Origin of the sequence: Tenacibaculum larymnensis (assembly GCF_028829235.1) — a bacterium.
Classification (GTDB): Bacteria; Bacteroidota; Bacteroidia; order Flavobacteriales; family Flavobacteriaceae; genus Polaribacter; species Polaribacter larymnensis.
In genome coordinates this window covers 16,888-43,404 of record NZ_JAIWJY010000010.1, presented here as the reverse complement: position 1 = coordinate 43,404, position 26,517 = coordinate 16,888, and the positions used below count along the sequence as shown (strand labels likewise).

Annotated in this window: 28 protein-coding genes and 1 pseudogene; 10 read left to right on the top strand and 19 right to left on the bottom strand. The window is 30.8% G+C overall.

Features of this window, described 5'->3' with window-relative positions; translation table 11 throughout:
- Positions 1-73: 73 nt before the first annotated feature.
- From LCI24_RS13635 to LCI24_RS13625, 3 genes are all read right to left on the bottom strand, one after another.
- Positions 74-661, bottom strand: a complete 588-nt coding sequence (locus LCI24_RS13635; RefSeq protein WP_274640871.1) for a porin family protein — start codon at positions 659-661, stop codon at positions 74-76.
- A 24-nt stretch (positions 662-685) separates the two neighbouring features.
- Complete coding sequence (locus tag LCI24_RS13630) at positions 686-1,459, bottom strand: membrane metalloprotease (protein WP_274640870.1); 774 nt, start codon at positions 1,457-1,459, stop codon at positions 686-688.
- A gap of 109 nt (positions 1,460-1,568) precedes the next feature.
- Entirely contained in the window at positions 1,569-2,621 is a 1,053-nt protein-coding gene (locus LCI24_RS13625; protein ID WP_274640869.1) for a hypothetical protein, read from the bottom strand.
- Between the two features lie 128 nt (positions 2,622-2,749).
- Here LCI24_RS13625 and LCI24_RS13620 point away from each other — a divergent pair, with 128 nt between their 5' ends.
- From LCI24_RS13620 to LCI24_RS13605, 4 genes are all read left to right on the top strand, one after another.
- On the top strand, positions 2,750-3,259 hold the full coding sequence (locus tag LCI24_RS13620) for an RNA polymerase sigma factor (protein ID WP_274640868.1): 510 nt from the start codon (positions 2,750-2,752) through the stop codon (positions 3,257-3,259).
- A gap of 49 nt (positions 3,260-3,308) precedes the next feature.
- A complete protein-coding gene (locus LCI24_RS13615) occupies positions 3,309-4,220 on the top strand; it encodes a FecR family protein (protein ID WP_274640867.1) in 912 nt (303 codons plus the stop codon).
- A complete protein-coding gene (locus LCI24_RS13610) occupies positions 4,210-6,738 on the top strand; it encodes a TonB-dependent receptor (protein ID WP_274640866.1) in 2,529 nt (842 codons plus the stop codon). The genes LCI24_RS13615 and LCI24_RS13610 overlap by 11 nt, the downstream gene beginning before the upstream one ends.
- 94 nt (positions 6,739-6,832) lie before the next feature.
- On the top strand, positions 6,833-7,705 hold the full coding sequence (locus LCI24_RS13605) for a cupin-like domain-containing protein (protein WP_274640865.1): 873 nt from the start codon (positions 6,833-6,835) through the stop codon (positions 7,703-7,705).
- A 32-nt stretch (positions 7,706-7,737) separates the two neighbouring features.
- Here LCI24_RS13605 and LCI24_RS13600 read toward each other — a convergent pair whose 3' ends face one another.
- From LCI24_RS13600 to panB, 7 genes are all read right to left on the bottom strand, one after another.
- Complete coding sequence (locus LCI24_RS13600) at positions 7,738-8,100, bottom strand: hypothetical protein (RefSeq protein WP_274640864.1); 363 nt, start codon at positions 8,098-8,100, stop codon at positions 7,738-7,740.
- 24 nt (positions 8,101-8,124) lie between these two features.
- On the bottom strand, positions 8,125-8,394 hold the full coding sequence (locus LCI24_RS13595; RefSeq protein ID WP_121148530.1) for a TM2 domain-containing protein: 270 nt from the start codon (positions 8,392-8,394) through the stop codon (positions 8,125-8,127).
- Positions 8,395-8,428: 34 nt separating this feature from the next.
- Complete coding sequence (locus LCI24_RS13590) at positions 8,429-8,821, bottom strand: VOC family protein (RefSeq protein WP_274640863.1); 393 nt, start codon at positions 8,819-8,821, stop codon at positions 8,429-8,431.
- A 1-nt stretch (position 8,822) separates the two neighbouring features.
- Positions 8,823-9,281: a DUF1801 domain-containing protein gene (locus LCI24_RS13585; RefSeq protein WP_274640862.1), complete on the bottom strand. Its 459-nt coding sequence runs from the start codon at positions 9,279-9,281 to the stop codon at positions 8,823-8,825.
- Between the two features lie 108 nt (positions 9,282-9,389).
- A complete protein-coding gene (locus LCI24_RS13580) occupies positions 9,390-10,340 on the bottom strand; it encodes a 2-hydroxyacid dehydrogenase (protein ID WP_274640861.1) in 951 nt (316 codons plus the stop codon).
- 50 nt (positions 10,341-10,390) lie between these two features.
- Positions 10,391-10,708 (bottom strand): four helix bundle protein, encoded by a 318-nt coding sequence (locus LCI24_RS13575; RefSeq protein ID WP_420802994.1) that lies wholly within the window; start codon positions 10,706-10,708, stop codon positions 10,391-10,393.
- Positions 10,709-10,788: 80 nt separating this feature from the next.
- Positions 10,789-11,607: a 3-methyl-2-oxobutanoate hydroxymethyltransferase gene (gene panB, locus LCI24_RS13570; RefSeq protein ID WP_274640859.1), complete on the bottom strand. Its 819-nt coding sequence runs from the start codon at positions 11,605-11,607 to the stop codon at positions 10,789-10,791.
- A 166-nt stretch (positions 11,608-11,773) separates the two neighbouring features.
- On the opposite strand from panB, the gene LCI24_RS13565 reads away from it, so the two are divergent.
- From LCI24_RS13565 to LCI24_RS13545, 5 genes are all read left to right on the top strand, one after another.
- Positions 11,774-12,247 (top strand): nuclear transport factor 2 family protein, encoded by a 474-nt coding sequence (locus LCI24_RS13565; protein ID WP_274640858.1) that lies wholly within the window; start codon positions 11,774-11,776, stop codon positions 12,245-12,247.
- A 5-nt stretch (positions 12,248-12,252) separates the two neighbouring features.
- Entirely contained in the window at positions 12,253-13,173 is a 921-nt protein-coding gene (locus tag LCI24_RS13560) for a TolB family protein (protein ID WP_274640857.1), read from the top strand.
- 15 nt (positions 13,174-13,188) lie between these two features.
- On the top strand, positions 13,189-13,761 hold the full coding sequence (locus tag LCI24_RS13555) for a sigma-70 family RNA polymerase sigma factor (RefSeq protein ID WP_274640856.1): 573 nt from the start codon (positions 13,189-13,191) through the stop codon (positions 13,759-13,761).
- Between the two features lie 7 nt (positions 13,762-13,768).
- Positions 13,769-14,029: a hypothetical protein gene (locus LCI24_RS13550; protein ID WP_274640855.1), complete on the top strand. Its 261-nt coding sequence runs from the start codon at positions 13,769-13,771 to the stop codon at positions 14,027-14,029.
- 112 nt (positions 14,030-14,141) lie between these two features.
- Entirely contained in the window at positions 14,142-14,783 is a 642-nt protein-coding gene (locus LCI24_RS13545; protein ID WP_274640854.1) for an O-methyltransferase, read from the top strand.
- Between the two features lie 50 nt (positions 14,784-14,833).
- Here the strand turns inward: LCI24_RS13545 and LCI24_RS13540 are convergent.
- A pseudogene (locus tag LCI24_RS13540) lies at positions 14,834-15,955 on the bottom strand (histidine decarboxylase); the annotation flags it as partial.
- A 160-nt stretch (positions 15,956-16,115) separates the two neighbouring features.
- On the opposite strand from LCI24_RS13540, the gene LCI24_RS13535 reads away from it, so the two are divergent.
- Positions 16,116-16,580, top strand: coding sequence for an Lrp/AsnC family transcriptional regulator (locus LCI24_RS13535; protein ID WP_274640852.1), 465 nt, complete (start codon positions 16,116-16,118; stop codon positions 16,578-16,580).
- Between the two features lie 26 nt (positions 16,581-16,606).
- Here the strand turns inward: LCI24_RS13535 and LCI24_RS13530 are convergent, their stop codons facing one another.
- The 8 genes from LCI24_RS13530 to LCI24_RS13495 all read right to left on the bottom strand — a co-directional run bounded on the left by LCI24_RS13530 (position 16,607) and on the right by LCI24_RS13495 (position 26,436).
- Positions 16,607-16,888: a Sec-independent protein translocase subunit TatA/TatB gene (locus LCI24_RS13530; protein ID WP_274640964.1), complete on the bottom strand. Its 282-nt coding sequence runs from the start codon at positions 16,886-16,888 to the stop codon at positions 16,607-16,609.
- 98 nt (positions 16,889-16,986) lie between these two features.
- On the bottom strand, positions 16,987-17,280 hold the full coding sequence (locus tag LCI24_RS13525) for a FoF1 ATP synthase subunit delta/epsilon (protein WP_274640851.1): 294 nt from the start codon (positions 17,278-17,280) through the stop codon (positions 16,987-16,989).
- A 43-nt stretch (positions 17,281-17,323) separates the two neighbouring features.
- Positions 17,324-18,835: a F0F1 ATP synthase subunit beta gene (gene atpD, locus LCI24_RS13520; RefSeq protein ID WP_274640850.1), complete on the bottom strand. Its 1,512-nt coding sequence runs from the start codon at positions 18,833-18,835 to the stop codon at positions 17,324-17,326.
- 169 nt (positions 18,836-19,004) lie between these two features.
- Positions 19,005-20,360 (bottom strand): OmpA family protein, encoded by a 1,356-nt coding sequence (locus tag LCI24_RS13515; protein WP_274640849.1) that lies wholly within the window; start codon positions 20,358-20,360, stop codon positions 19,005-19,007.
- Between the two features lie 119 nt (positions 20,361-20,479).
- On the bottom strand, positions 20,480-21,673 hold the full coding sequence (gene kbl, locus LCI24_RS13510; protein ID WP_274640848.1) for a glycine C-acetyltransferase: 1,194 nt from the start codon (positions 21,671-21,673) through the stop codon (positions 20,480-20,482).
- 46 nt (positions 21,674-21,719) lie between these two features.
- Complete coding sequence (locus LCI24_RS13505) at positions 21,720-24,845, bottom strand: UvrD-helicase domain-containing protein (protein WP_274640847.1); 3,126 nt, start codon at positions 24,843-24,845, stop codon at positions 21,720-21,722.
- A gap of 75 nt (positions 24,846-24,920) precedes the next feature.
- On the bottom strand, positions 24,921-25,757 hold the full coding sequence (locus tag LCI24_RS13500) for a ZIP family metal transporter (RefSeq protein ID WP_274640846.1): 837 nt from the start codon (positions 25,755-25,757) through the stop codon (positions 24,921-24,923).
- A 19-nt stretch (positions 25,758-25,776) separates the two neighbouring features.
- Entirely contained in the window at positions 25,777-26,436 is a 660-nt protein-coding gene (locus LCI24_RS13495) for a metal-dependent transcriptional regulator (protein ID WP_274640845.1), read from the bottom strand.
- Positions 26,437-26,517 lie beyond the last annotated feature (81 nt).

Below are 26,517 nucleotides of genomic sequence, written 5' to 3'. Positions count from 1 at the left end.
GAAATAATATCATGTTTTATGACAAAAGAGCTTGATTGTAGAAAAAAAGCGATGTTTAAAACATCGCTTTTTATTAGAAGTCAAACCCTATGTAAAACTGCCAGACTCTATTTTTGGGTTTATCTTCATCATAAATATCATTTAATCCTAAATGGTATCTTACTCCTAAACTTACTCCACTATTTGTTTTAAAACCTCCACCAAAATTCAATCCCCAATCAAAATTCCTAGGATCAAACTCTTTTGAAGTATCATACAGAATAAAGCCACTATCAAAAGTTTCTTTGTGTGCTATTGAAAGTCCTATTTGAGGTCCTGCTTCTAAAAAAAAGTTTTCGGAAGGATATAGTTTCATCATTAATGGAAAATTAATATAGTCTAACTCTTGCTTATAAGTACCACTTCCATCTATAATTTTATACCCTTGTTGTGAATACAGTAATTCTAATTGTAGTGAAACATTACTCCCTATGAATGATTCTCCATAAAAACCTATATGGAACCCGTGTAGCTGTTCCGTTTCAGAATCTCCATTAAAACTCACTGCAGACAAGTTATACCCTCCTTTAATACCTGCTTTGGACTTTTTACTACTATCTTGTGCAACTACTGATGCACTAATCATTGCTATAAATAATATTACTAACTGATTTTTTTTCATCTTTAATCGATTTAATTTTACAATCTATCTTCCTCCATTAGCTTGTAAATCTGCTATACATTGACTATCTAGTTTTGGGATTTGATTTGATGAGAATAAGTTTCCAATACCTTGACTAGTTTCTGCTGCCCAATACATTAAACAGCTTTCTTCATTACAATGTTTTGGATGGTCTGCATCTTCATGGTCTGTTTGTAAAGGAGTTCCTAAATTTGTAAGCCCTAAAATATGTCCAAATTCATGATGAATTACACTAGATTCTAATAAGCTTCTTTCTGGTTCAAATGTACCATTACTTAGTTCTCTTATAGTTTCTTCAAAAATTACAAATGACGTATTATAATATGCAGTACCTAAAATAAAAGAAGAATCAGAATCTTTTGAAGATTTACCATTTACAAACAATACCCAAACTGCTATAGTATTTTGTGTATTATAATAAGTTCTGTACTGGTTTTCTATAGCTACAATGTCATTAATTGTATACACCTCTTTTCCTGTTACAGGTATTGATTTTACATGTAACTCTACTCCATTTGATTTAAAAGTTCTTTCTTCAATAAAACTCTTAAAATTGTTCTTTGCTTCCTCTGTAGGTTCAAAGCCTTCTACATAAGCTAGCTCTACAATCGTTTTTTTATAAGTGTTATCTGATAACAAATCATTTGCTGAAGCTCCCGTAGACTTCCTGTTCTCTTTTACAACCTCAACATCATTATTAATTATTGATTCACTTTCTGTAGAACATGCCCAAAATAGAACACTTAATAGTAAAACTGTAAAAAGCTCTTTTCTCATTATTATTCCTTTATCTTACTTACGTAATTTTAATATCAATGGTTTTTAAAACCTTAGGCCACTACTAGAGCAGCCATAAAGTTTCAAAATCAACGAATTTAAGAGGTCTTTATATCTTTTTAAATGTTAACGTTACTGAACTGTCTGTTTTACTTTGTAGTATTAGTAAAGTACTTGTATAAGTGGTTACTACCCACTCATTATTTAAAGCACTTATAGCTGTTCCGGTTCCAAACTGAACCTCTAAAAGAACTCTTGTATCTGATTCTACATCATACTCCCCTTCAATGTTTTCTAAAGTTGTGTTTACAATATTTCTTGCTATTAATTTCCCTTCATTTGTAAACTCTATAGTATATGCAGCGTATTCTTCTGCCTTTTCTACTCCAGCTTCAACAAAGCTTTCTACCTTAAATTTAGCTTTACTGATAATGGTTTCTAATTCGTCAGCTGCTTCTTCTGCTGCTTCCTCTTCCTCTTCATAAGTAGTACACTCTTCAACAGCATCTTCAAATTCAGAATCACTATTTATTTCAATAGAACTACCGTTGCTTAGAGTTACAATTATTGGGTATTTCACAGAGAATAACTCATTTGAGTCTAAATCATCTACAAAATTGTACAATTGTTTTTCTGATTCAATTACAACAGTACCTGTTTGCTCTAAACTAATATCGTAGGTTAACATTGATATTGGAAATTCGATTTTTGCACAAGAAATAGCATCTTCCATTTCATCTGAGGCTTCATCACATTTTTTATTTAATTCTTCCAATTCTGTTTGAGAAGTAATAGTTACTTCTGTATAATTATTCAACTTTACTGTAATTGGAAAATTAAAAACTACTGTATCATCATCATCATTAAATTCGTCCATTATTTCAAGAACCAAATTATAATCTAGTTCATTTATTATAGTTACCTCTTTTCCGTTTATGGTTGCTGTTATAGGAAACAATAACTCAGCACATGAATTTCCATCTAAAAAATCATCTTCTGATCCATCATTCATACCTGTTCTTTTATACTTCTTTGCGGTTTCAGAAGTTGGGGTATTTGCATTTGGATTTGTACCTATTTGTTCGTTTTCTTCAGATTGACATGAAGTAAAAATTGTCAAAGTAGTTAATGCTATTATGGTTAATATTTTTATCGTTTTCATCTTAATTAGTTTTAATTTTTTAAACATTTATTTTTTGAGCTCTTTCTGTCCTTTAGAAAACTATAAATCGTTTTACCCTACCTTTGTTTTCGATTTTTTTTCTATTTTAACTCTATAAAAGCATTCATATGACTAAAAAATCACTGTGTAACGAGGAAGACTTTAACGAGTTTTACAAATCTAATATTCAATTCGTTACCAACTTCTCATCTTATAAATCTAACGATAAAGATACTGCCCTAGATTTAATACAAGAAGCTTTTTTAAAAATGTGGGAAAAATGTTCAGAAATATCATATGAAAAAGCAAAATCGTACTTATTTACCAGTGTAAACAACCTTTTTTTAAATAAATTAAAGCATGAAAAAGTTGTTTTAAACTATGCTAAAAACTCTCCTTATTTAGATATAAATAATCAAAACCCGGAATACTTACTAGAAGAGGAAGAATTTAAAAATAAACTAAAAAATGCTATTGAAAATTTAACAGAGGCTGAACGAGAGGTTTTTTTAATGAATAGAATAGACGGTAAAAAATATAGAGAAATTGCTGAGTTACTAAATATCTCACAAAAAGCCGTTGAAAAAAGGATGTCTTCAGCTTTAAAAAAATTAAGGTCAAAAATAGAATTATTGTAAGGGTAGGGAAATTTACTTCTTTATTGTCTAAAAGTTAGTTAAGCATAAAATGAAAGATGAACAATACATATTAAAATGGTTAAACGGAGAAATCTCTGATGAAGAGCTGTCTCTATTAAAACAAGATAAAAGTTTTAAAAATCTTGAAAAAATAGCACATTATTCTTCTCACATAAAAACTCCTAAAGTAGATATTGATAAAGCTCTTAAAGAGTTTGAACTAAAAAAAGCTACTTCTAAAAAAAGCAAGGTTATTCCATTAAGTTATAAGAATTTTTATAAGTATGCAGCAGCTATTATTGTTTTATTGGTTTCTTCTTATTTTTTATTCTTTAATAACGCAGTGAACTTTAGTACGCAATATGCGGAAACAAAAACCTTTAATTTACCAGATGATTCTGAAGTTGTTTTAAACGCTAACTCTACCATATCTTTCAACAAAAAGGATTGGAAAAGTAGTAGAAATTTACAACTTAAAGGAGAAGCATTTTTTAAAGTTAAAAAAGGAGAGTCTTTTACCGTAAACACTTCTGTTGGAAAAGTTACAGTTTTAGGAACTCAATTTAACGTTAAAGAAAGAAAGAATTATTTTGAAGTAAAAACCTACGAAGGTTTAGTTAGTGTAAACTATAACAACTCACTTATTAAATTAGCTAAAGGAAAAATATTTAAAGTTACAAATGGTAAAATTGACACTGTAAACACCTTTAACATTAATAATAAATCTTGGTTACAAGATGAGTCTAATTTTAAAAGTACTCCTTTACAATTTGTGCTAAACGACATACAAAACCAATATGGTTATGTTATAAAAACTAAAGATGTTAATTTAGAGCAGCTTTATACTGGTGGTTTTACTCATAAAGACATAAATGTAGCTCTGCAAGCAGTTACAATTCCTTTGCAATTATCGTATAAAATAGAAGGAAAAAACATTACTATATACAAGAATGGTCAATAAAAAAACTACTTTTTTATTTCTTTTCCTATTTACCTTTGCTATCAAAGCACAGGATGTTATTACCAAAACTTTATTGAAAGACGTCTTAATTGAAATTGAAAAAAAACATCGGGTAACTTTTACTTATTCCGATAAGGATTTAGAAAGTGTATACATTACAAAACCTGATAATGCTTTATCATTATCTGAAACTATAAGTTACTTAGAGTCTGTTACCATCTTTAATTTTAAAATTTTAGATAATCGGTTTATTACTATATCATACTTAGAAAAGAAAATTCCTATTTGTGGAACAATAGTAGACAGTAACACACTTGAACCATTAGTTTTAGCAACTATTTTAGTTAATAATACTCATAATGGAACTACATCTAATAGTAACGGAAAATTCAATATCAACTCAGTTTCTGTAAATGCAAATGTTTCTATTTCTTACGTTGGATACAAATCTATTATACTACCAGCAAAAGATTTATTCTCTCAAAACTTATGTAAAGAAATACACCTAGAAAGTTTGTCAGAAGAGTTATCAGAAGTAATTATTCCTAACTTTTTAACCACTGGTCTCCAAAAAAACATTGATGGAAGTACTGTTTTAAAAACTAAAAAATTCGGAATTCTTCCAGGTTTAATAGAACCTGATATTTTAAAAACGATTAAAGTACTTCCTGGTGTGGAAAGTGTTAATGAAAGTGTATCGAACATTAATGTTCGAGGTGGAACAAACGATCAAAATTTAATGCTTTGGGATGGAATTAAGATGTACCACACAAGTCATTTTTTTGGTCTAATCTCTGCATATAACCCGTATTTAACAGAAAAAGCTACTGTAACTAAAAACGGTACTAGTACAAAGTTTAGCGACGGTGTTTCTAGTACTGTTAATATGCAAACAAACAATAAAGTTACTGATACGTTTTCCGGCGGCGCTGGTTTTAATTTATTAAGTGCTGATGCTTTTGTACAAATTCCTTTAACTAAAAAACTTGGAGTTCACGCTTCGGTAAGAAGGTCTTATACAGATTTTTTTGATACCCCTACCTATGACAAGTATTTTAGTAGAAGCTTTCAAGAAAACTCTATAGCTTCCAACAAAGAAAATGAAGCCTCAACTGATTTCTATTTCTATGATTATTCTTTTAAAGTCTTATACGATATTAATCAAAATCATTTATTAAGAGCTAACTTAATAAATATAAAAAACAATTTAGAATACACAGAAGAATACACTAACAATGGAACTACAATAGAAGAAAACAGTAATTTAAAACAAGAGAATCTTGGTGCTAATATTAGCTGGAATGCCACTTGGTCACCCGAATTTTCTACAGAACTCTCTACTTTTATTTCTGATTATAAAATAAATTCGGCAGATTTTAACAAAGAGACTGATCAATTTCAAACACAGTTTAACAATGTTTTGGAAACTGAAATTAAATTTATTATAAATCATTATTTTTCAGACACTTTTCAACTTACTAATGGTGCTATTTTTAATGAAATAGGTATTACTAATAAAACAACTGTTAATGCTCCTGACTTTTCTAAATCTGTAAAAGAAGTTTTACTTAAATCTGCATTTTTTTCTGAAATAACGTATAATAAAAATAACACTTATGCTAGAGTTGGTTTTCGTGCCAATTATTTTCACGATTTCAATAAACTCATCATTGAACCAAGAATTAATCTGAGACAACAGCTTAGTAATAGTATTTTTTTTAAGTTGGAAGGAGAATTCAAAAACCAAACAACTACGCAAAAAATAGATTTTCAAGATAATTTTTTAGGTATTGAAAAAAGAAGATGGGTACTGGCTGACAATGATAAAACTCCTATAATTAAAAGTAAACAATTATCTTTTGGAACTGAGTACTCTAAAAACAACCTACAAATTGATGTTACAGGGTTTTATAAATTTGTTAATGGTATAACTGTTGCCAATCAAGGTTTTTATAACAATGTGCAAACACTAAACTCTATAGGAGACTACAAAATAAAAGGCGTTGAATTTTTAATTAATAAAAAAACTAAAAAGTTTAGCAGCTGGCTGAGTTACACCTTTGCTGAAAACAACTATACTTTTAAAACCTTTACTCCTGATACTTTTCCTAGTAGTTTAGATATTACACACTCTTTTAGTAGTGCTATAAACTATGATATTACAAATAACATCAAACTATCTTTAGGTGCTGTTTTACGATCTGGCACACCATATACAAAACCTGTTGTAGATAATGAAACCATACAAGATGGAAATAGAATTATAGTAAATTACAATACTCCAAATAAAGAAAGACACTCAAACTTCTTTAGGGTTAATGCTTCTGGAAGTTATAATTTTAATATTTCAAAAGGCCTAAAATCAACTGTAAGAATTGGCTTTACCAATATTACCAACAGAAGAAACATTATAAACACCTACTATGTTGTTGATGAAAATAATACTGATAATGCTAAAGAGATAAATACCTATTCATTACCTTTTACACCAAATATTAGCTTCAGAATTAACTTTTAAAACCCACTCAGGTTTGAGTTAATTTTTTAACACTGTTAACTCAAAAAAACATCATAACATTTTCTTAACTTTGCTTCTCGAAAAAATTGAATGTATGGGATTACAGTTGCAACAAATAGACAGAGTAGAAACCATTACTAAAGAAGACTTTATTAAAAATTACTTCAAACCTCAAAAGCCTGTAGTTATTGAGCGTTTTATTGAGGATTGGCCAGCATACTCTAAATGGTCTTTAGAATATATGAAAGAAATAGCAGGTGATAAAACTGTTCCTTTATATGATGACAGACCTGTGGATTATAAAGATGGATTTAATGAGCCTCATGCAACCATGAAAATGAGTGAATATGTAGATTTACTAAAACGTGAGCCTACTAAGTTCAGAATTTTCTTGTGGAATATTTTAAAGGAAGTTCCTCAATTACAGAAAGACTTTACTTTTCCTGACTTTGGTTTGCGCTTAATGAAAGGATTACCAATGTTATTTTTTGGTGGACGTGATTCATATACATTTATGCATTATGATATTGATTTAGCCAATATTTTCCACTTTCATTTTGAAGGAAAAAAGAAATGTATTTTGTTTGACCAAAAACAAAATAAATTCTTGTATAAAATTCCGCATTCGTTAATTACTCGTGAAGATATTGATTTTAACGACCCAGATTTTGAAAAGTGGCCTGCACTAAAAAATGCAAAAGGTCATGTTGCTGAGCTTGAACATGGTAATGTTTTGTATATGCCTGAAGGTTATTGGCACTATATGCGTTATGTTACTCCTGGTTTTTCAATGAGTTTACGTGCTATTGCTCGTAATCCTAAAAATTTAGGAAAGGCCGTTTACAATGTTTTTATTATGCGTACGATAGATAATGTTATGCGCCGTATTAAAGGTCAAAAATGGATTGACTGGAAAAACGAACAAGCTGTTGTTAGAACAAATAAAGCTAATAATATAGCTTCATAAAAAAAGCGCCGACTGGCGCTTTTCTTTTATCTTTATTTTCCAAAGAGTCTTTGAAAAAAACTTTTTGTTTTGGTTTTAGTCTCTTGAAATTCTTCGTTAGCATCTTCTGCAAAATCGGCTATATGTTCACCAGCTTCTCCTGCAACTTCTGAAGCTTTTTCAGTTATCTTTTCTAATACTTCTTTAGCTTCGTTAGTTAATTTGTTCGCCTTTTCCTTACCTTTTTGAATTGATTCGTCGGAAATAATTTCTTCAACTTTTTCTTTTACATCTTCAACTATATCTACCAAGTGTTCACTTGTTTCTCCAGCCAACTCACTAGCTTTCTCTGTTATGTTATCCATAACTTCTTTAGCTTTATCTAAGTTATCCTTTGAGTTTCTATCGTTAGACATAGTGTAAGTATTAAAAAAGAATGTTTAGAACCAACCTTTTTGATTTACTTGATAAGTTTCAATAAACTCTTCGTCAGATTTTGTTAAATAGATGATTCCTTCAATAAAAGGAATAATTCCTGCTAATCCACAAGTTATAAAAGTAGCTACAATTTGTATGATTCCTTCTTTTGTATAACCTAAAATAAACTTGTGTATTCCTATCGAACCTATTAAAATTGCTAAAATACCTGCTAATACACGTTTACTTTCTTGATTAGGAACAGTATTCCCATTTTCATCAATTACATTCATTTTTTTATTTTTTATTTATTAGACGGTGCTAAATTTATAAAAAAGCTTCGTCTTTTGGCTCCCATAACTCAATTTTATTTCCGTCTAAATCTACAATCCATCCAAACTTTCCATAATCGTACTCTTCTACTTTGTCCATAACCGTAACACCACTTTCTTTTAACTCTTCCAACAATTCTTCTAAATTTTCTACTCGATAGTTAAACATAAAGTCTTTTTTAGACGGTTCAAAATAGTTAGTATCTTCTGCAAACGGACTCCATTGGGTAGACGCTTTTTTTCCTTCATTATCTTTCCACCAAAAGGTACAACCCCAATCATCTGTATTAAAACCTAGGTTATTTTTATACCATTCTTTTGTTGCTTTTGGATCTTCTGTTTTAAAAAAAACACCTCCTATTCCTAGTACTTTACCTTTTTTCTTCATTTTATTTCTTTTTTACGACTGATTCATAAATAGAAATCCATTCATCTACAGTCATTTTTGTACATAATTCAGTAATTAATTCATACGGAATATCATCTAACTTTTTAAAACGAATACAGCTCTTCCCCATATCTAGTTTTCTTTTTGAATATTTAGGATATTCAGATACAAACCAATCGTGTAACTCTTTTTTAGCATAAATCCCGCTATGATATAAGTTGATTGAGTTTTTTTGTGAGGCTAAATTTATAAAAGGAAGTGGTAATTTAGGATTGCAATGATAACCTTCAGGATATTTTGAATGTGGAACATAATACCCAATCATATTATAATTGATTCCTTCTTCAAATCCTTCTGGTAAGTTTTCCTTAATAAGCTTACTAAGCTTTTGTAAAATTTCTTGGCGTTCTTCAGGAACTTGAGAAATGTATTCTTTTATTGATGATGCTTCATATTTCATGTAACATGAATTTGAAGCATCAAGTTAGCAAAATTTTTCTCGATAATCGAGTATTAAAAACCTTTAGCTATTATAACTTATAAAAACATTAAGTTCTTATTCTCTTTTTTAAAATTTCTCAATGCGATAGTTTTCTTTGATTTTATCTACAATAGTTTGCGCTAGCTTTTCTTTACTTTCTACGGTCCAACCAGCAACGTGTGGAGAAAGCAATACATTTTCTGCATTTATTAAATACTGAAATGCCTCAGGCATTTTTTGATTAGTAAATAGGTTTTCGAACGATTTTTTCTCATACTCCAATACATCTAAACCTGCTCCTAAAACTTTCTCTGATTGTAAGGCTAATACTAAATCTTTTGTCACTACTGATTTTCCTCTGGCTGTATTTAACAACCAAAAAGGTTTAGAAAAATTATTGATAAATTCTGAATTTACCATTTTCATGGTAAGTTCTGTTTGTGGGGTATGTAAACTTAAAACATCAACCCTTTTTTGAAGCTCATTTAAAGAAACTTGTTGAGCATTTTCATTACCTACATTTGGTTTAATATCGTAACAGATTACTTCTACATCAAAGCCTCTAAGTTTTTTAGCAAAGGCTTTCCCCATATTCCCATAACCTATGATTCCAACAGTTTTCCCATCTAATTCTATTCCTCTGTTTTCTTCTCGTAACCATTTACCTTCTCGTACTTCTTTATCTGCTTTATTAAGCTTATTAAATAAAGAAAGTAGCATTCCTAATGTATGTTCTCCGACTGCATTTCGATTTCCCTCTGGTGCTGATATTAAACGTACTCCTTTCTTTTCAGCATAATCACAATCAATATTTTCTAAACCAGCTCCTACTCGCCCTATAAACTTAAGGTTTGCTGCTTTATCTAAAAATTGTTTATCTATAGTAAATCGACTACGAATAACAATTCCGTCATACTCGTGAATTTTATCTTCAATTTCTGATTTTGAAGAAGTATAGTCCTCATAATTTTCAAAACCTAAACTCTTTAGTTGGTTCATTAAAAGAGGATGATTCGTATCTAAATGAAGTATTTTCATTAAAATAGATTATTAGATGGTTGGATATTTAGAATTTTTGATAGTTATATTTAGCTTAATGTGGAATTGAATTTAGACATTATTTTCACTACACTCATTAAAGTTTCTGTATAATTTTCTAAATCAGTTTTAGAGATAAAACCCAAATCATAACTAAGTAATAATTGAGTTTCAACCTCATAGCATGAGCCTAATGCAATTACCAGAAACCTAGCAAAATCTTTATTGGATGTTCTTGAGCAACCTTCAGCTATATTTGAAGGAATAGATACTGAAGCTCTTCTCAATTGAGAAACTAATCCGTACTTTTCATCTTCAGGAAATTTTGATGTGAGTAAATAAATGTCTTTGCAAAAAGATCTACTCACTTGCCAAAATTTAAAATCCTTATATCTATGCATCTCTTAACTTCTAGAAATCGAATAATCCAACTATCTAAAAATCTAAATTAATATTGTTCTTCTTCGTTTGGAAAGTCTTGACTTTTTACATCAGCAATATACTGTTCAAATGCATTTGTCATTCCAGTATATAAATCTAAGTACCTACGTAAAAAACGAGGGTTGAACTCATGCGTCATTCCTAACATATCGTGAGTTACCAATACTTGTCCATCTACACCTGCTCCTGCTCCAATTCCTATAACTGGAATCGTTAAAGCTTCAGCAACTTTTTGTGCTAACTTCGCTGGAACTTTTTCTAATACAATGGCAAAGCATCCTAGTTTTTCTAACATTAAAGCATCTTTCATTAACTTTTCTGCTTCTTCTTCCTCTTTTGCTCTTACTGTGTAAGTTCCGAACTTATAAATGGATTGAGGTGTTAATCCTAAATGTCCCATCACAGGGATACCTGCATTTAAAATTCGTTTGATAGAGTCTTTTATCTCTTTACCTCCTTCTAATTTTATTGAGTGCGCTCCACTTTCTTTCATGATTCGAATAGCTGAGCGTAATGCTTCTTTAGGGTCTGATTGATAACTACCAAAAGGTAAATCAACCACTACTAAGCAACGATCAATTCCTCTTACTACAGAACTTGCATGATAAATCATTTGGTCTAATGTAATAGGTAATGTAGTTTCATGACCCGCCATTACATTTGATGCTGAATCTCCCACTAAAATTACATCTATTCCTGCACCATCAACAATTTTTGCCATGGTATAGTCATAAGCTGTAAGCATTGAGATTTTCTCTCCATTTGCTTTCATTTCAACAAGAGATTTAGTGGTAATTCTTTTATATTGTTTTTTTGCTACTGACATTTCTTTTGTTTTATGGATTGTAAAAATACATAATTATTCAGTGGTTTTATTTATTATAAACCTTTAAGCCTTTCGTTTTTTACTTTTTTAACCTCGTTAATCTTCTGTTAATTAAACTTTATCCGTTTATTTTTTTTATAGTTTTACCTAGCTAAACTAAACTAACATGCAAAAGATTTTTACTTTACTAATCGTTTTTGTTCTTACAACTATGGTAAGTGCACAAGAAAACTCAGAAAAAAAAGCCATTAAAAATACTATTGAAACCTTTTTTGAAGGATTACATAAAGGTGACAGTACATTAGTAAGTTCTACTCTTAATTCTACAATTAACATTCAAACTACTTTTACAAATAAAGAAGGCAAAAAAGTTTTAGTTACCGAAAGTAAAGCCAAACTACTTACTAATATTGCTAATAAAAAACCTGAACATACTTATTTAGAAAAATTATTATCATGGGATATTAAAGTAGATGGTAATTTAGCTTCTGTTTGGACACCTTATGAGTTTTATTTAAACGATAAGTTTAGTCATTGTGGAGCAAATTCTTTTCAGCTTTTCAATAATAATGGAAAATGGGAAATCATATACTTAGTTGATATGAGACGTAAAGATAATTGTGAAGCTCTTAAGCAGTAATCTTTATGAAAAAAATTGGATTTCTTTTTTTATTTATTTCCTGTTTTGGTTTTGCACAAAAACCTGAATTATTCCTTCCTGAATTATTTAATGGACTACCTAATATCAGGGATTTTTCGATGAATAAAAACCAAAATGAATTTTATTTTACTGTTGAAAGTTATTTAAAAGAATACTCTTTTATAGCCTATTCAAAAAAAGTAAATGGAGAATGGAAAAAACCCGAGGTGGTTAGTTTTTCCGGACAATACAAGGACTTAGAACCATTTTTATCTCCTGACGGATTAAAACTTTTTTTTGCTTCTAATAGAAAGAACAATGATTCAGGAGAGGTAAAAAAAGATATGGATATTTGGTATGTAACACGAAAATCTTTCTCTGATAATTGGTCTAAACCTATAAGTGTTGGCCCAATAATTAATACTTCTGCCAATGAGTTTTACCCTTCAGTAACAGAAAAAGGTGATTTATTCTTCACAGCAGAGTATGAAAATTCTAAAGGCAAAGAAGATATTTATGTAAGTAGGCTTGTAGATGGAAAATATACTGCGCCTGTTTCTCTTGGCTATGGAGTAAACTCTGATAAATATGAGTTTAATGCCTTCGTCGCTCCAGATGAAAGCTTTATAATTTTTACTTCTTACGGAAGAAAAGACGATTTAGGTAGAGGTGATTTATACTTAAGTAAAAAAGGAAATAATAACGAATGGTTGCCTGCTAAACACTTAATTAACCTCAATTCAAAAAAACTGGATTATTGTCCTTTTGTAGATTTTACAAATAATAAAATTTACTATACAACTAGCAAAAGTGCTATCACTAATAAATTAAATGAAAAGAAAAACTTTGAAGAAATAATTGATTTTATTAAAAACGCCCCCAATGGACTAAGTAGAATTTACGTTACTTATTTCCCCAAAAAATAACTTATCTTTGATTTAATGAATCTAACAAATCCATCAAATACTTTATCTCCTGATAAATGGGTAGACAATTATGCTGATTACCTGTTTAATTATGCTGTTGTACGTGTAAATAACTCTAATATTGCTAAAGATTTAGTACAAGAAACTTTTTTTGCAGGTTTAAAGTCTGCAAAAAATTTTGAAGGAAAATCTACTGAACGAACATGGTTAGTTTCAATTTTAAAAAGAAAAATAATAGATTACTATCGAAAAATAAACTCAAAAAAGGGACAAGCTGAAGTTAGAATGAGTTTTTATGATAGTGGTGAAAATGAGGGAAGTTGGATTGAAGAACGAGTACCACAAACTTGGGGTAATGATGCTGATAAGGATATTGAAAATGAAGAATTAAAAGATCAATTAGATAAATGTATTGATAACCTTCCTGAAAAATATGCTATGGTTTTTAAAATGAAAACCATACAACAGTTTGAAACTGAAGATATTTGTAAGGAGCTAAATATTTCTCCGTCAAACCTATGGGTTATCATTCATAGAGCTAGAACACAATTAAGAGGCTGTATGGAAAAAAATTGGTTTAATAAGTAAAAATACAATGTTTAAATTTTTTAAAATTACATGTGATGAAGCCACAACCATTTGCGATAAAAGTCAATATGGAGAAGCCTCAGTATATGAAAAATTACAACTTAATTGGCATTTGTTTGTGTGTAAAGTATGTGCTTTATACTCTAAACAAAACAAGAAGATGTCACAAATTTTGAAAGTAAAAACTAATAACTGTAATAAAGATAAAGCTTGCTTGTCAAGCAAAGACAAGCAGGAATTAAAAGAACAATTAAGTAAACTTAATTAAACAATTTTGGTTTTTTTTAAAAACCATTTTTTGATTTTTTGTTAGATTGAAACGGAATTTATTATAGCAATAAATTCCGTTTTTTTAATTTTGCCCATTAAAAACAACCCACATGCATTTTTTACCTGAAGAATTAGATAATTATGTTGTTAAACATTCTCAAGCTGAACCAAAAATACTACAAGAATTAGGTAGAGAGACTTGGCAAAAGGTTTTAAACCCTCGTATGTTAAGTGGAGCTTTTCAAGGAAGGGTTTTATCTATGATTTCAAAATTAATTCAGCCCAAATCAATTTTAGAAATTGGTACTTACACTGGGTATTCTGCTTTATGTTTAGCTGAAGGGTTATCTAAAGAAGGAAAACTTTATACAATTGATAAAAATGAAGAATTGGAAGAACTTCAATATAAGTACTTTCAAAAATCTGATTACAAAGACCAAATAACACAATATGTTGGTAATGCTATAGATATTATTCCCACTATCGATTCTAAATTTGATTTAGTATTTATAGATGCTGACAAGTCTAATTATGTAAATTATTTTCATCTAATTATTGAAAAAATGAATAAAGGAGGAGTAATTTTATCTGACAATGTCTTATGGAGTGGAAAAGTTGTTGAAGAACTAGACCCTAAAGATACAGATACTAAAATTCTTTTAGAGTATAATAGACTTTTAAATGAAGATAGTCGCTTAGAAACAGTATTACTACCCATACGAGACGGATTAACTATTAGTAGAGTTATTTAAAAAGAAAGAGTAAACCAAAAAGGTTTACTCTTTCTTTTTAAAATATGTTTTTAATTATAAGTTAATCTTTCAGCTACAAATAATTCTTTTTCGTAATCTTTAATAAAAGCATCTATTTGTTCTTTTTTTGTACCAGGAACACAAATAATATGTGCCATTTTGTTTTCTGATGCTAATTGATACTTTTTACATAAAGCTTCAGAAGGTTTCTCTAAAACTATTGTAAGCGCCTCATTATTTCTCCATGTTTTAACTCCTATCTCTTTTAACCTTTGCTCTGTATACGCTGCTAATTCTTGAGACTTTCTAGCTCTTGTAATTAGACCTTCTTTCCCGTATTTTTCAATAAAAGACCATAATAATAATGGAGTTAAACCATTTCTTGATCCTGTTATCGTTGTGTCTAAAGTTCCAACATAAGAAACTGAGTTTACAATTCTATCTCTATGCTTTCTTTTTGCTAAAACAATTCCACAGGGTATTGGTCCACCAATAAATTTATGTCCAGAAATAGAAATACTATCAATTCCCTCAGCAAAATCAAACTTTGGCTTAGGGTCGACAAAAGGAGCAATACATCCTAAAAATGCCGCATCACAATGGATATAATAATCTTTAATAGCATATTTTTTGATAATACCTTTAATTTTATCTAAATCATCTACAGCTTCTGTCATCGTTGTACCTATATTTAAAAAGAAAACTGCTGGTTTATCTCTATGAAGAGTTATAAGACTTTCTAGATCATCATAATCAATCTCACCATTATCTTGACTTCTCACTACTATATTCTTTAAATTTAGTAGGTGTAAATTCTTTTTAACACTATAATGTGTAGACTCACTATAATATACTACAGGATTATTAAAACTCTCTCTAGCTAAATACAGGCCATAAAGATTTCCTTCTGTTCCTCCATTGGTAACATACCCCCACACATCATTAGTTGAAGATGATAATATATCAGCAAAAAAACTGATAACTTCTCTTTCTATATCTTTCGTATCTATTGATAAGGTTGAAGGAGATTCTGGATCCCCAACATTATTGATACATAAATTTAAAAAAGGTGCAAATTCACTGTAGTTAAAATCTTTTGCTAGAGGGTATCCTAAAAAATTAGATGAAGCCTCACTAATTCTGTTATAAATTTCATTTATTCTACTCATATCTACCTGTTTTAAATGTTATTAAATCACTTAACAAATATAGTTTTAAAGAATAAAAACCTATTTAAAACACTTAAACAAAAAAAAAAACTATTTTTAACTACTAAACAGCAATTAAAACTATTAACAACATTAAAAGTGTTTTAAAACAGAAAAACTTACCATGGAACAACTAGATAATGTGGATAAAAAACTATTAGATGAGCTGCAAAAAGACTGCAAACAATCCATAAAACAACTAGCAAGTAAAGTAAACCTATCTATTACTCCAACTCATGAGCGAATAAAAAAGATGGAATTAAATGGGATTATAGATAAGTATGTTGCCTTATTAAATTTAGAAACTATTGATAAAAATTTAATTGTGTATTGTCAAGTAACACTTGTTAAACATCAAGAAACTGCTTTTAAAGAGTTTGAGGATTATATGTCTAAAATAGATGAAATAGTAGAAGTATCTTATATAGCTGGAGTCTATGATTTTTTACTAAAAGTTGTTTTAAAAGATATGAACGAATATCAAGATTTTGTATTAAAAAAATTATCGCAATTAGAAGTTATTTCGAATATTCAAAGTTCATTTGTCATGAAACAGGTAAAGAACACTACAAAAATAAAAATGGTGTAGTTTGTAAACTACACCATTTTTATTTTTTAACGATTCCTTTTTATAGGACCTGTAAAATCATCAATATTGTCTTTAACTTCATTCACTTCCTTATTAATATCTCTCACAAAATCCGTATCTATACCTTGATTTTTTGCACTATCATTAATTTCTTTTTTAATGTCATTAGTAGCATCTTTAATTTGACGCATACCTTTTCCAAGCCCTCTTGCTATTTCCGGAATTTTATCCGCTCCAAATAACATAACTACTATCAACAGGATTACAAAAATCTCTGGTCCTCCAATAAATAAAAATATTCCATTCATCACTGCAAAGATAATTAAATTCAATCTGGTATTCTTTACTGAATAAAAAAAAGCCAAACAATATTTGTTTGGCTTTTTGTTTTTATGCTTAAAACGAATTAATCTGCAAGAATAATCGCCTTATTGTCTTTCATTTCTATGGTTCCAGACTTAATTTTTAAAGTCAAAATTTTATCATCTTCTGGTAACCTTTCGATGCTTCCATGTAAATCATCAAAAACTAAATGCTCTTGAGTATGTACATGTACTTTTACTCTTCCTTCATTTAAAATAGACACCACTGGTGCGTGATTATTTAACATTTGGAATTCTCCATTTACACCTGGCACTACTACAGAATCAACTTCTGATGAAAATAAGATAGCTTCTGGTGTTACAATTTCTAAATACATACTTTAATGCTTTAGGCTTTAAGCTTTTGCTTAAGGCAATTAATTACGCTTCTGCTAACATTTTCTCTCCAGCATCAATTGCTTCTTGAATTGATCCTTTTAAGTTGAATGCAGCTTCAGGATACTTGTCTAATTCTCCATCCATAATCATGTTGAATCCTTTGATAGTATCTTTAATATCTACTAATACACCTGGTATTCCTGTAAACTGCTCTGCTACGTGGAATGGTTGAGATAAGAAACGTTGTACACGACGAGCTCTGTGAACTACTAATTTATCTTCTTCAGATAATTCTTCCATACCTAAAATTGCGATAATATCTTGTAATTCTTTATAACGTTGTAAAATTTCTTTTACTCTTTGTGCACAGTTATAGTGCTCATCTCCTAAAATATCAGCAGTTAAAATTCTTGAAGTAGAATCTAATGGATCTACTGCTGGGTAAATACCTAACTCAGCAATTTTACGAGATAATACTGTAGTAGCATCTAAGTGAGCAAACGTTGTTGCTGGTGCTGGATCCGTTAAATCATCCGCAGGTACATATACCGCTTGTACAGATGTAATAGATCCCTTCTTAGTAGAAGTAATACGCTCTTGCATTGCTCCCATCTCTGTTGCTAATGTCGGTTGGTAACCTACTGCTGATGGCATACGACCTAATAAAGCCGATACCTCAGAACCTGCTTGAGTAAAACGGAAGATATTATCAACAAAGAATAATACGTCTTTTCCTTGAGCTTCACCAGCTCCATCACGGAAATACTCAGCAATTGTTAATCCAGATAAAGCTACACGAGCACGTGCTCCAGGTGGCTCATTCATCTGACCGAATACGAAAGTTGCCTTTGAATCTCTCATTCCTGGTTTATCTACTTTAGATAAATCCCATCCACCATCTTCCATAGAGTGCATGAAATCATCACCATATTTGATAATTCCAGACTCTAACATCTCACGTAATAAATCGTTTCCTTCACGAGTTCTTTCTCCAACTCCTGCAAACACAGATAAACCTCCGTGTCCTTTTGCAATATTGTTAATTAACTCCTGAATTAATACTGTTTTTCCTACTCCTGCTCCACCAAATAATCCAATTTTACCTCCTTTTGCATAAGGCTCAATTAAATCGATTACTTTAATTCCAGTAAATAACACTTCGGTAGAAGTTGATAATTCTTCAAATTTTGGAGCTTGACGGTGAATTGGCAAACCAGCTTCACCTTCTTTAGGTAAATCTCCTAATCCATCAATAGCATCACCTGTTACATTAAATAAACGACCGTAGATATCATTACCTATTGGCATTTGAATTGGGTTACCAGTAGCAACTACTTCTTGCCCTCTTTGTAAACCATCAGTTGCATCCATAGAAATGGTACGAACTGTATCTTCACCAATGTGTTGTTGAACTTCTAAAACTAAAGTTGAACCGTCTGCTTTTTTAATTTCTAACGAATCATAAATCTTTGGTAATTCAGCATTTTCTGTATTAAACTCAACATCGATTACTGGACCAATAATTTGAGAAACTTTACCTGTTATTGTAGACATTACTATATGTAATTAAAGTTATTTTATTTACTATATGAGTTTTAACTCATTTTTTCAAGGTGCAAAGGTAATTTTTTTAGTGGAATTTAAAAAACCTTTCGAAGTATTTTTCCATAAAAAAAAGCCTCACGAATGTGAGGCCTTTATTGATGTTATAATTGTAATTAAATTACTTTACTAATTTAATCTCAACACGTCTGTTTTCAGCTCTACCAGCTCTTGTCTTGTTATCAGCAATTGGGTAGTCTTCACCAAATCCAGCAGAAGTTAATCTTTTTGAATCGATTCCTCCTTTAGTGATTAAGTAATCTAAAACAGCTTTAGCTCTTTTTTCAGATAATCTTTGGTTTAAAGAATTAGATCCTGAACTATCAGTGTGTCCTTGAATGCTAAAGTTAGCTTTAGGATACTCCTTCATGATTCCAGCAATTAAATCTAATTTACCAGTAACTCCTTTTCTGAATGAAGTTTTACCTGAGTTAAAGTAGATAGCTCTTGCAAACTCGTTTAATTTCTTAACAGCTTCTTCTTTGATTACTACTTCAGGACATCCGTTGTTAGATGCTACACCTGCTTCGTTTGGACATTTATCATCTTTGTCTAATACTCCGTCTCCGTCAGTATCTGGCCAAGGACATCCGTTGTTAGCAGCTGGACCAGCTTCGTTTGGACACTTATCTTTTCCGTCTACAACACCGTCTCCGTCAGCATCAGGACATCCGTTGTTAGCTTTAGTTCCTTTTTCAGTTGGACAAGCATCATCTTTATCAGCGATACCATCACCATCAGCATCAGGACAACCATTTAAAGCAGCTAAACCAGCAACTTCAGGACAAGCATCGTCAGAATCTTTGATTCCGTCTCCGTCAGTATCAGGACATCCGTTGAATTCTTTTAATCCAGCAACTTCTGGACAAGCATCATCTTTATCATATACTCCGTCTCCGTCAGTATCTTTTCCTCCGAACTTAAATACTAAACCAATTGAGTGTTGGAAGTGATCTTGAACTTTATCAGCAAATTCTTTCTTTCCTCCAGTTTGGAAGTTCATTCCTAAATTATCGTTGAACCAAACGTTGAATCCAGCACCAGCATTTAACATACCTTCACCTTCATCAGCTAAAGAAGTATAACCTCCACCAACATATACATAAGGATCCCACCAACCAGTGTTACCAATTAAGTTGTTTAAGTCATACTTTACGTTAGCATCGATAGCCCAGTAAAGCTCATCCATATCATCTTCTGTACGGAAAGTCTCAATCTTGTTTAAAGACCCTGCTAATTGTAACGTAAAACCATCATTTAAGTATCTATCAACAGTTACTCTTGAAATTGATGGTAAGATATTCCAGTCACTAGTACCGATATAATCTTTAGCATAATCTCCAAAATCTGAAGGGATCCTAACGTCTACTGCGTTAACCCCGAAACCAACCGCCCAAGGGTTGTCTGAATCCTGTGCGCTAACGTTTACAGCAGCAAACGCAAATAAAGCCATCACAGCTAATTTTAATTGTTTCATTATTAAAAATTTAAATTAAAAGTTCGTTTATATATTACGCAAATGTAAGTTGTTCAAACTTATTTACAAAAACAAATCTACAAAAACTTACAATAAAAGCAAGTTTTTGAACGACTATTTTATATCACTTTCAACTCTTTTCCAACCTTGATAAATGCGTTTATTGCCTTATCTAAATGTTCTTTTTCATGAGCTGCTGATAATTGAACTCGAATTCTTGCTTGCTCTTTTGGAACTACAGGATAAAAGAAACCTATTACATAAATTCCTTCTTCTAATAACTTATTTGCCATAGTTTGCGACAGTTTTGCATCATACAACATCACTGGCACAATTGCTGCATCAGCTCCTACTAAATCAAAACCTGCTTTTTCCATTTCTTCACGGAAATAGTTTGTATTCCATTCTAATTTATCACGTAATGTAGTATCATTAGATAATAAATCAAATACTTTTAATGAAGCTCCTACAATTGCTGGTGCTAATGAGTTTGAAAATAAATACGGACGTGAACGTTGACGTAAAATTTCAATAATTTCTTTTTTACCTGTAGTATATCCTCCCATGGCTCCTCCAAGTGCTTTACCTAAGGTTCCTGTAACAATATCTACACGATCCATTACATTTTTCAATTCTACAGTTCCACGCCCAGTTTTTCCGATAAACCCAGCCGCATGACATTCATCCACCATCACCATAGCATCATATTTATCTGCTAAATCACAAATTTCATCAAGCTTTGCTACAATTCCGTCCATAGAAAAAACACCATCAGTTACAATTATCTTAAAACGATGCCCTTGTTTGTTTGCTTCAATTAACTGTTCCTCTAAAGAAGCCATGTCATTGTTATTATAACGATAACGTGCTGCCTTACACAAACGAACTCCATCAATGATAGATGCATGATTTAAACTATCAGAAATAATAGCATCCTCTTTAGTTAACAAAGGCTCAAAAACTCCTCCGTTTGCATCAAAAGCTGCAGCATATAAAATAGTATCTTCTGTAGTATAGAAATCAGCTATTTTTTGCTCTAATTGCTTATGAATATCTTGTGTTCCACAAATGAAACGTACTGATGACATACCAAAACCATGTGTATCCATGGTATCTTTTGCCGCTTGAATTACTTCTGGGTGATTTGATAACCCTAAATAATTATTAGCACAAAAGTTAATTACTTCTTCTCCTGTAGAAATTTTTATCACAGCATCTTGTGATGAAGTAATTACACGTTCTGACTTATATAATCCAGCATCTTTTATATCCTGAATTTCTTGTTGTAATTGTTCTTTTATTTTTCCGTACATAATTTATGTTTGAAAGTTGTTTGCTATAAAAGTTCAAAGTTAGTTGTTATACTTCTTCAACCAAAATTTCTTCGTCAATATATATAAGTAGTTTTTTCAACACCTTAAAATTCAACGTTTGTAATACTTTTCCATATCGCAATAATTGCTGATGATATGCTTTAGACGGTTTTCCTGTTTTATAATCAATAATTACTGCTTCGTTATCTTGATTAAAGACTAACCTGTCTGGGATTACTATCTGCCCATCAACATCTACAATTTCTCTCTCGTTAAACACTACAACTTCTTCAGAAAAGTATTCTTTTAATTTAGAATGATTTACTATTTGCTGTATGCTTTTTATTACTTCAGATGATTTTTCTTGAGGCAAAATCCCTTGCTGTTCATAACGATAAACAACCTTTTCAATATCATCTTTTGTAATAATTTCTGCCATCATTTCATGAATCAAATTACCAAACTCAATAGCTTTACCTTGCTCGGTATCCCACAATTTTGATGCACTTGCTAACATGTGAATATTATGCTCTTTCCACGGTGTGGATATAAAACCTTCTTGTATTTGAACTCCTGATGTTTTCTCCTTTAAAACACTTACCCTTTCTTTATTCCCAAAGGAATATTCTAAAACCTCATCACTCCATTCACCAACCTTTTTTAGGTAGTTGATAAATACTCCCGAGTAAAAATTCGTGTTTTCTTCACCTTTGGATGAAATTTTCTTTTCTGTTACAATATACAATTGCTCCACAGATCTTGTAAGTGCTACATATAATAAGTTGAAATTATCTAGCTCTAACTCTTCTCTTTGTTGCTGGTAAATCTCAGAACCTCTATTATTCACATAATTCAAATCTTTATTAAAGGGGACGAGTAATTCTTTAAATCCGTCGTAATTCTCTGGCAATTCATTTAACCAAACTTTAGGATTTATTTGTCTATAAACATCTAAATCATACGGAAAAATAACTACTGGAAATTCTAGCCCTTTTGATTTATGAATTGTCATTACTTGTACCGCATTCCCACTTTCTGGAGCTACAATACTTAATTTATCTTTTTTCTCTGACCAGTAATCTAAAAATTCTTGAATACTTGTTCCTTTTCGTTGTTGTTCCAGAACTACATCTAAAAAGAATTGTACATAAGCATCTGAAGAAGTGGCTAATTGAAACCCTCTAATAATTTCCTCTATTTTTTCATAAAAAGGTAACTGATGAAACATTGACAATTCAAAGGATGTTTCATAACCTTTTAATTCTTGAAAAATAGCTTTATTAGGCTGATGTATTAACTTAGCTATAAACGAATGTTTATCTTCTAAGACCCTTAAATGTTCATGCAAAAAGTACAACATTTCTAAACAGGTCTCTTTATCATTTGGATGCTGAATTACCTGTAGCACGTTTACTATAAAGTTAACTTTTGAACTATTTTCTAATAGTAATGTTTCTGAAGAAACTATATCAATTCCATTTTCAGATAAATAATTCGCTACTGCAATTCCATCTTTCTTTTTACGAACTAGAATACAAATTTCATCTAGCGAAAATTCAGTCTCTAAACTTTTAACAAGTTCTAAAATCTTTTTCGGATACTTTATTTTTTCTTCCTCCTTATCTTCTTCTTTTTCTAAAAAAGATAGTGAGACAAAGCCTCCTTTTTTAGTTGTTGTTAACTGTTTATTTCCTTCAACAAACAATTGTTTGTAAGAGTCATTCTGTAAGAAGTTTGCAGTATGTTGAAAAAACTGATTATTAAAGTTAATCACCTCTGCATAACTTCTAAAATTAGTTTCTAAAGTCTTTACTTCTTTAGAAATTTGAAATGGGTTATCTTTTTCTGAACCTAACCCTATAAATTGTTCTGATTTACCTCCACGCCAACGATAAATTGCTTGTTTTCCATCACCTACCAATAACAAATTACTATTTTCTTGTGCTAATGCATTATCTATTAGCGGAATTAAATTTTGCCATTGCAAGGTTGATGTGTCTTGCATTTCATCAATAAAATAATGCATAAACCGCTGCCCAATTCGCTCATAAATAAAAGGTGCCGGTTGGTCTTTAATATTATCAGAAATTAGTTGATTAAATTCAGCATTCAATCTTAAATTATTTTCTTCTTTTAAATGGGTTAATTCTTGATTAATATTGTTCAAAACCGCTAACGGAATAATACTTTTCAATGCTAGCTTATTCATTGAAAACTGTTGATATAATTGTTCCGATTCTGTATACAGCTTCAGTAGTTCTGGTAAAACTCCTTCAATAGCAGATTTTACATCTTCTGGTTTTGACTTGGAATAAAAGTTACTATCCTCAATTCGCTCTCTTAATTTGCTTTGATCAAAAAACTTTGCTTTTTCAGGATTACTGGCTAGTGCTACAAAATGATTTGGCAACATCGATCGATAAAAATCTTTATGATCTAACTTTACTGATTCAATCACTCTCAATGCCTCATTTCCAACCTCTTTCCATCTATTTTTTATATGTATTTGGCGTTTTGAAAGCTTGGTTTTTAAATCGATAAAATCAGTAAGTTGTTTATCAGCTAGTTTTTTAAAATGCTTAGTATCATCTTCATTCAACAAAATTTTGGAAAACTCATTTAGTTCACGAGAAATATCCCAAGATTTATCATCATCTGCCTTATCAAGCGAAAAATCTATCAATAATTTAGTCAATATTTCATCACTTCCTATTTTTGAAATTAGCACATCTACCGCTTCATTCAATAAAGAAACAGCATCCATTTCCACTTCAAAATTTAAAGGCAATCCTAAATCGTAGGCAAAACTTTTAATTATTTTATGTGTAAAACTATCAATTGTTGTGATTGAAAACGCAGAATAATTCCGAAGAATTTCATCCAATATCTTCTTACTTCGATCTTTTACAACGGTTCTATCAAGCGAAGTTTCTTCTAAGATAATTTCTAGCAAGTCATTGCTTTTTCCATCAGCAAAATCTTGTAAATTGTCCAACACACGCTCTTTCATTTCTCCTGCTGCCTTGTTGGTAAACGTAATTGCCAATATTTTTTGAAAACGGAAAATATCTTCAGACCTTAGTAAAACTTTTAAGTACTCTTTTACTAGAGTAAATGTTTTACCACTACCCGCAGAGGCGTTGTATACTTGAAAAATAGATGGTTGCTGCACTAATTAAATTTTATGCAAAATACAAAAAGCTAAACATGATTTGTTTAGCTTTTTAAGTTTATTATTATTTAATCTCTACCCTAAACCAACGTCTAAAGACATCATTACTATAAATCCACCTATAAAACCTAGAGTTGCAATGTCGGTATATTTGTCTCGTTGGGTTTCTGGAATTACTTCTTCTACCACTACAAAAATCATTGCTCCTGCAGCAAACGCCAAAGCATATGGTAAAATAGGTGTAAAAAACGATACTGCTACTGCTCCTAAAACTGCTGCTACTGGCTCTACAACAGCAGACAATTGTCCGAACCAAAAACTTTTAAAACGACTTATTCCCTGTCTTCTCAAAGGCATAGCTACTGCAAATCCTTCTGGAAAATTTTGAATTCCGATACCAATAGCTAATGAAATGGCTGCAATAATCATTTCTGTTTGCTCAACTCCTACCATTGTTGAAGCAGCTCCAAACAAAACACCTACAGCTAATCCTTCTGGAATGTTGTGTAAAGTTATTGCCAAAACTAGCAAAGTGGTTTTATGCCAATCTGTTTTTACACCTTCCACTTCATGCTCTTTAAAGTTTATATGCAAGTGAGGCAACAACTTATCCATCCCAAATAAAGCCAACGCTCCCAGAGCAAAACCTATTGCTGAAGGTAATACTTTTACAAATCCTTCTCCTGGACTGTTATCAATTGCTGGTGCTAACAAACTCCAAAAACTTGCCGCAACCATCACTCCTCCTGTAAAACCAAGCATTCCATCTAAAACGGCTCGGTTCATTTTTTTAAAAAAGAAAACTAATGCTGCTCCTAAAGCAGTTAAACCCCAAGTAAATAATGAAGCATATAACGCTGCTTGAATAGGGTGTTCTTTCCCAAAACTAACTAATTGATTAAATAAATCCATTTATAAAAATACTGTCTTTTTAACGTGGTTTTTGAATATATAAGTTACTTGCTATTTTGTTAGACACAGAAAGTGTTTTACCATCCATCTCTATGACTAAAGAACCATCAAAAGGTTCTTTTTCCACTACTTTTATTTGTTTTCCTAAGGCGATTTCTTGCTTATCTAGAAAACGCAAAAACTCTGAAGAGCTATCGTCAACTCCAACACAAACTCCCATTTCATTTTTCTTTAAAGTAGACAACAAGCTTTTTTCTATTATTTGCAGGTTTCCTTCTTTATCTGGAATAGGGTCTCCATGTGGATCTCTTTTTGGATAATCTAAAAAAGCATCCAGCTCATTAATTAATTTTGGAGACTTTATATGCTCTAATTGTTCCGCTACTTCATGCACTTCATCCCAAGAAAAGTTTAGTTTATCTACTAAAAAAACTTCCCATAATCTATGCTTACGAACAATATTCGCAGCTGTTTTTTTTCCAAAATCAGTTAATGTTACTCCCTGATACTTTTTATAACTAACTACATTTTTCTCTGATAGTTTTTTAACCATATCGGTTACTGAAGATGCTTTTGTTTCTAGCTTTTTTGCTATTGCATTTGTACTGATTCCTTTTTTATAATCAGCCGCTAAATGATACATTGTTTTTATGTAGTTTTCTTCAGATTGACTAAACATTATGATTTTTTTAGGTATGCAAATATATAGTTTTTGATTTAATTAAACATATTTTTAGTCTAGACTAAAAATTAATTTATA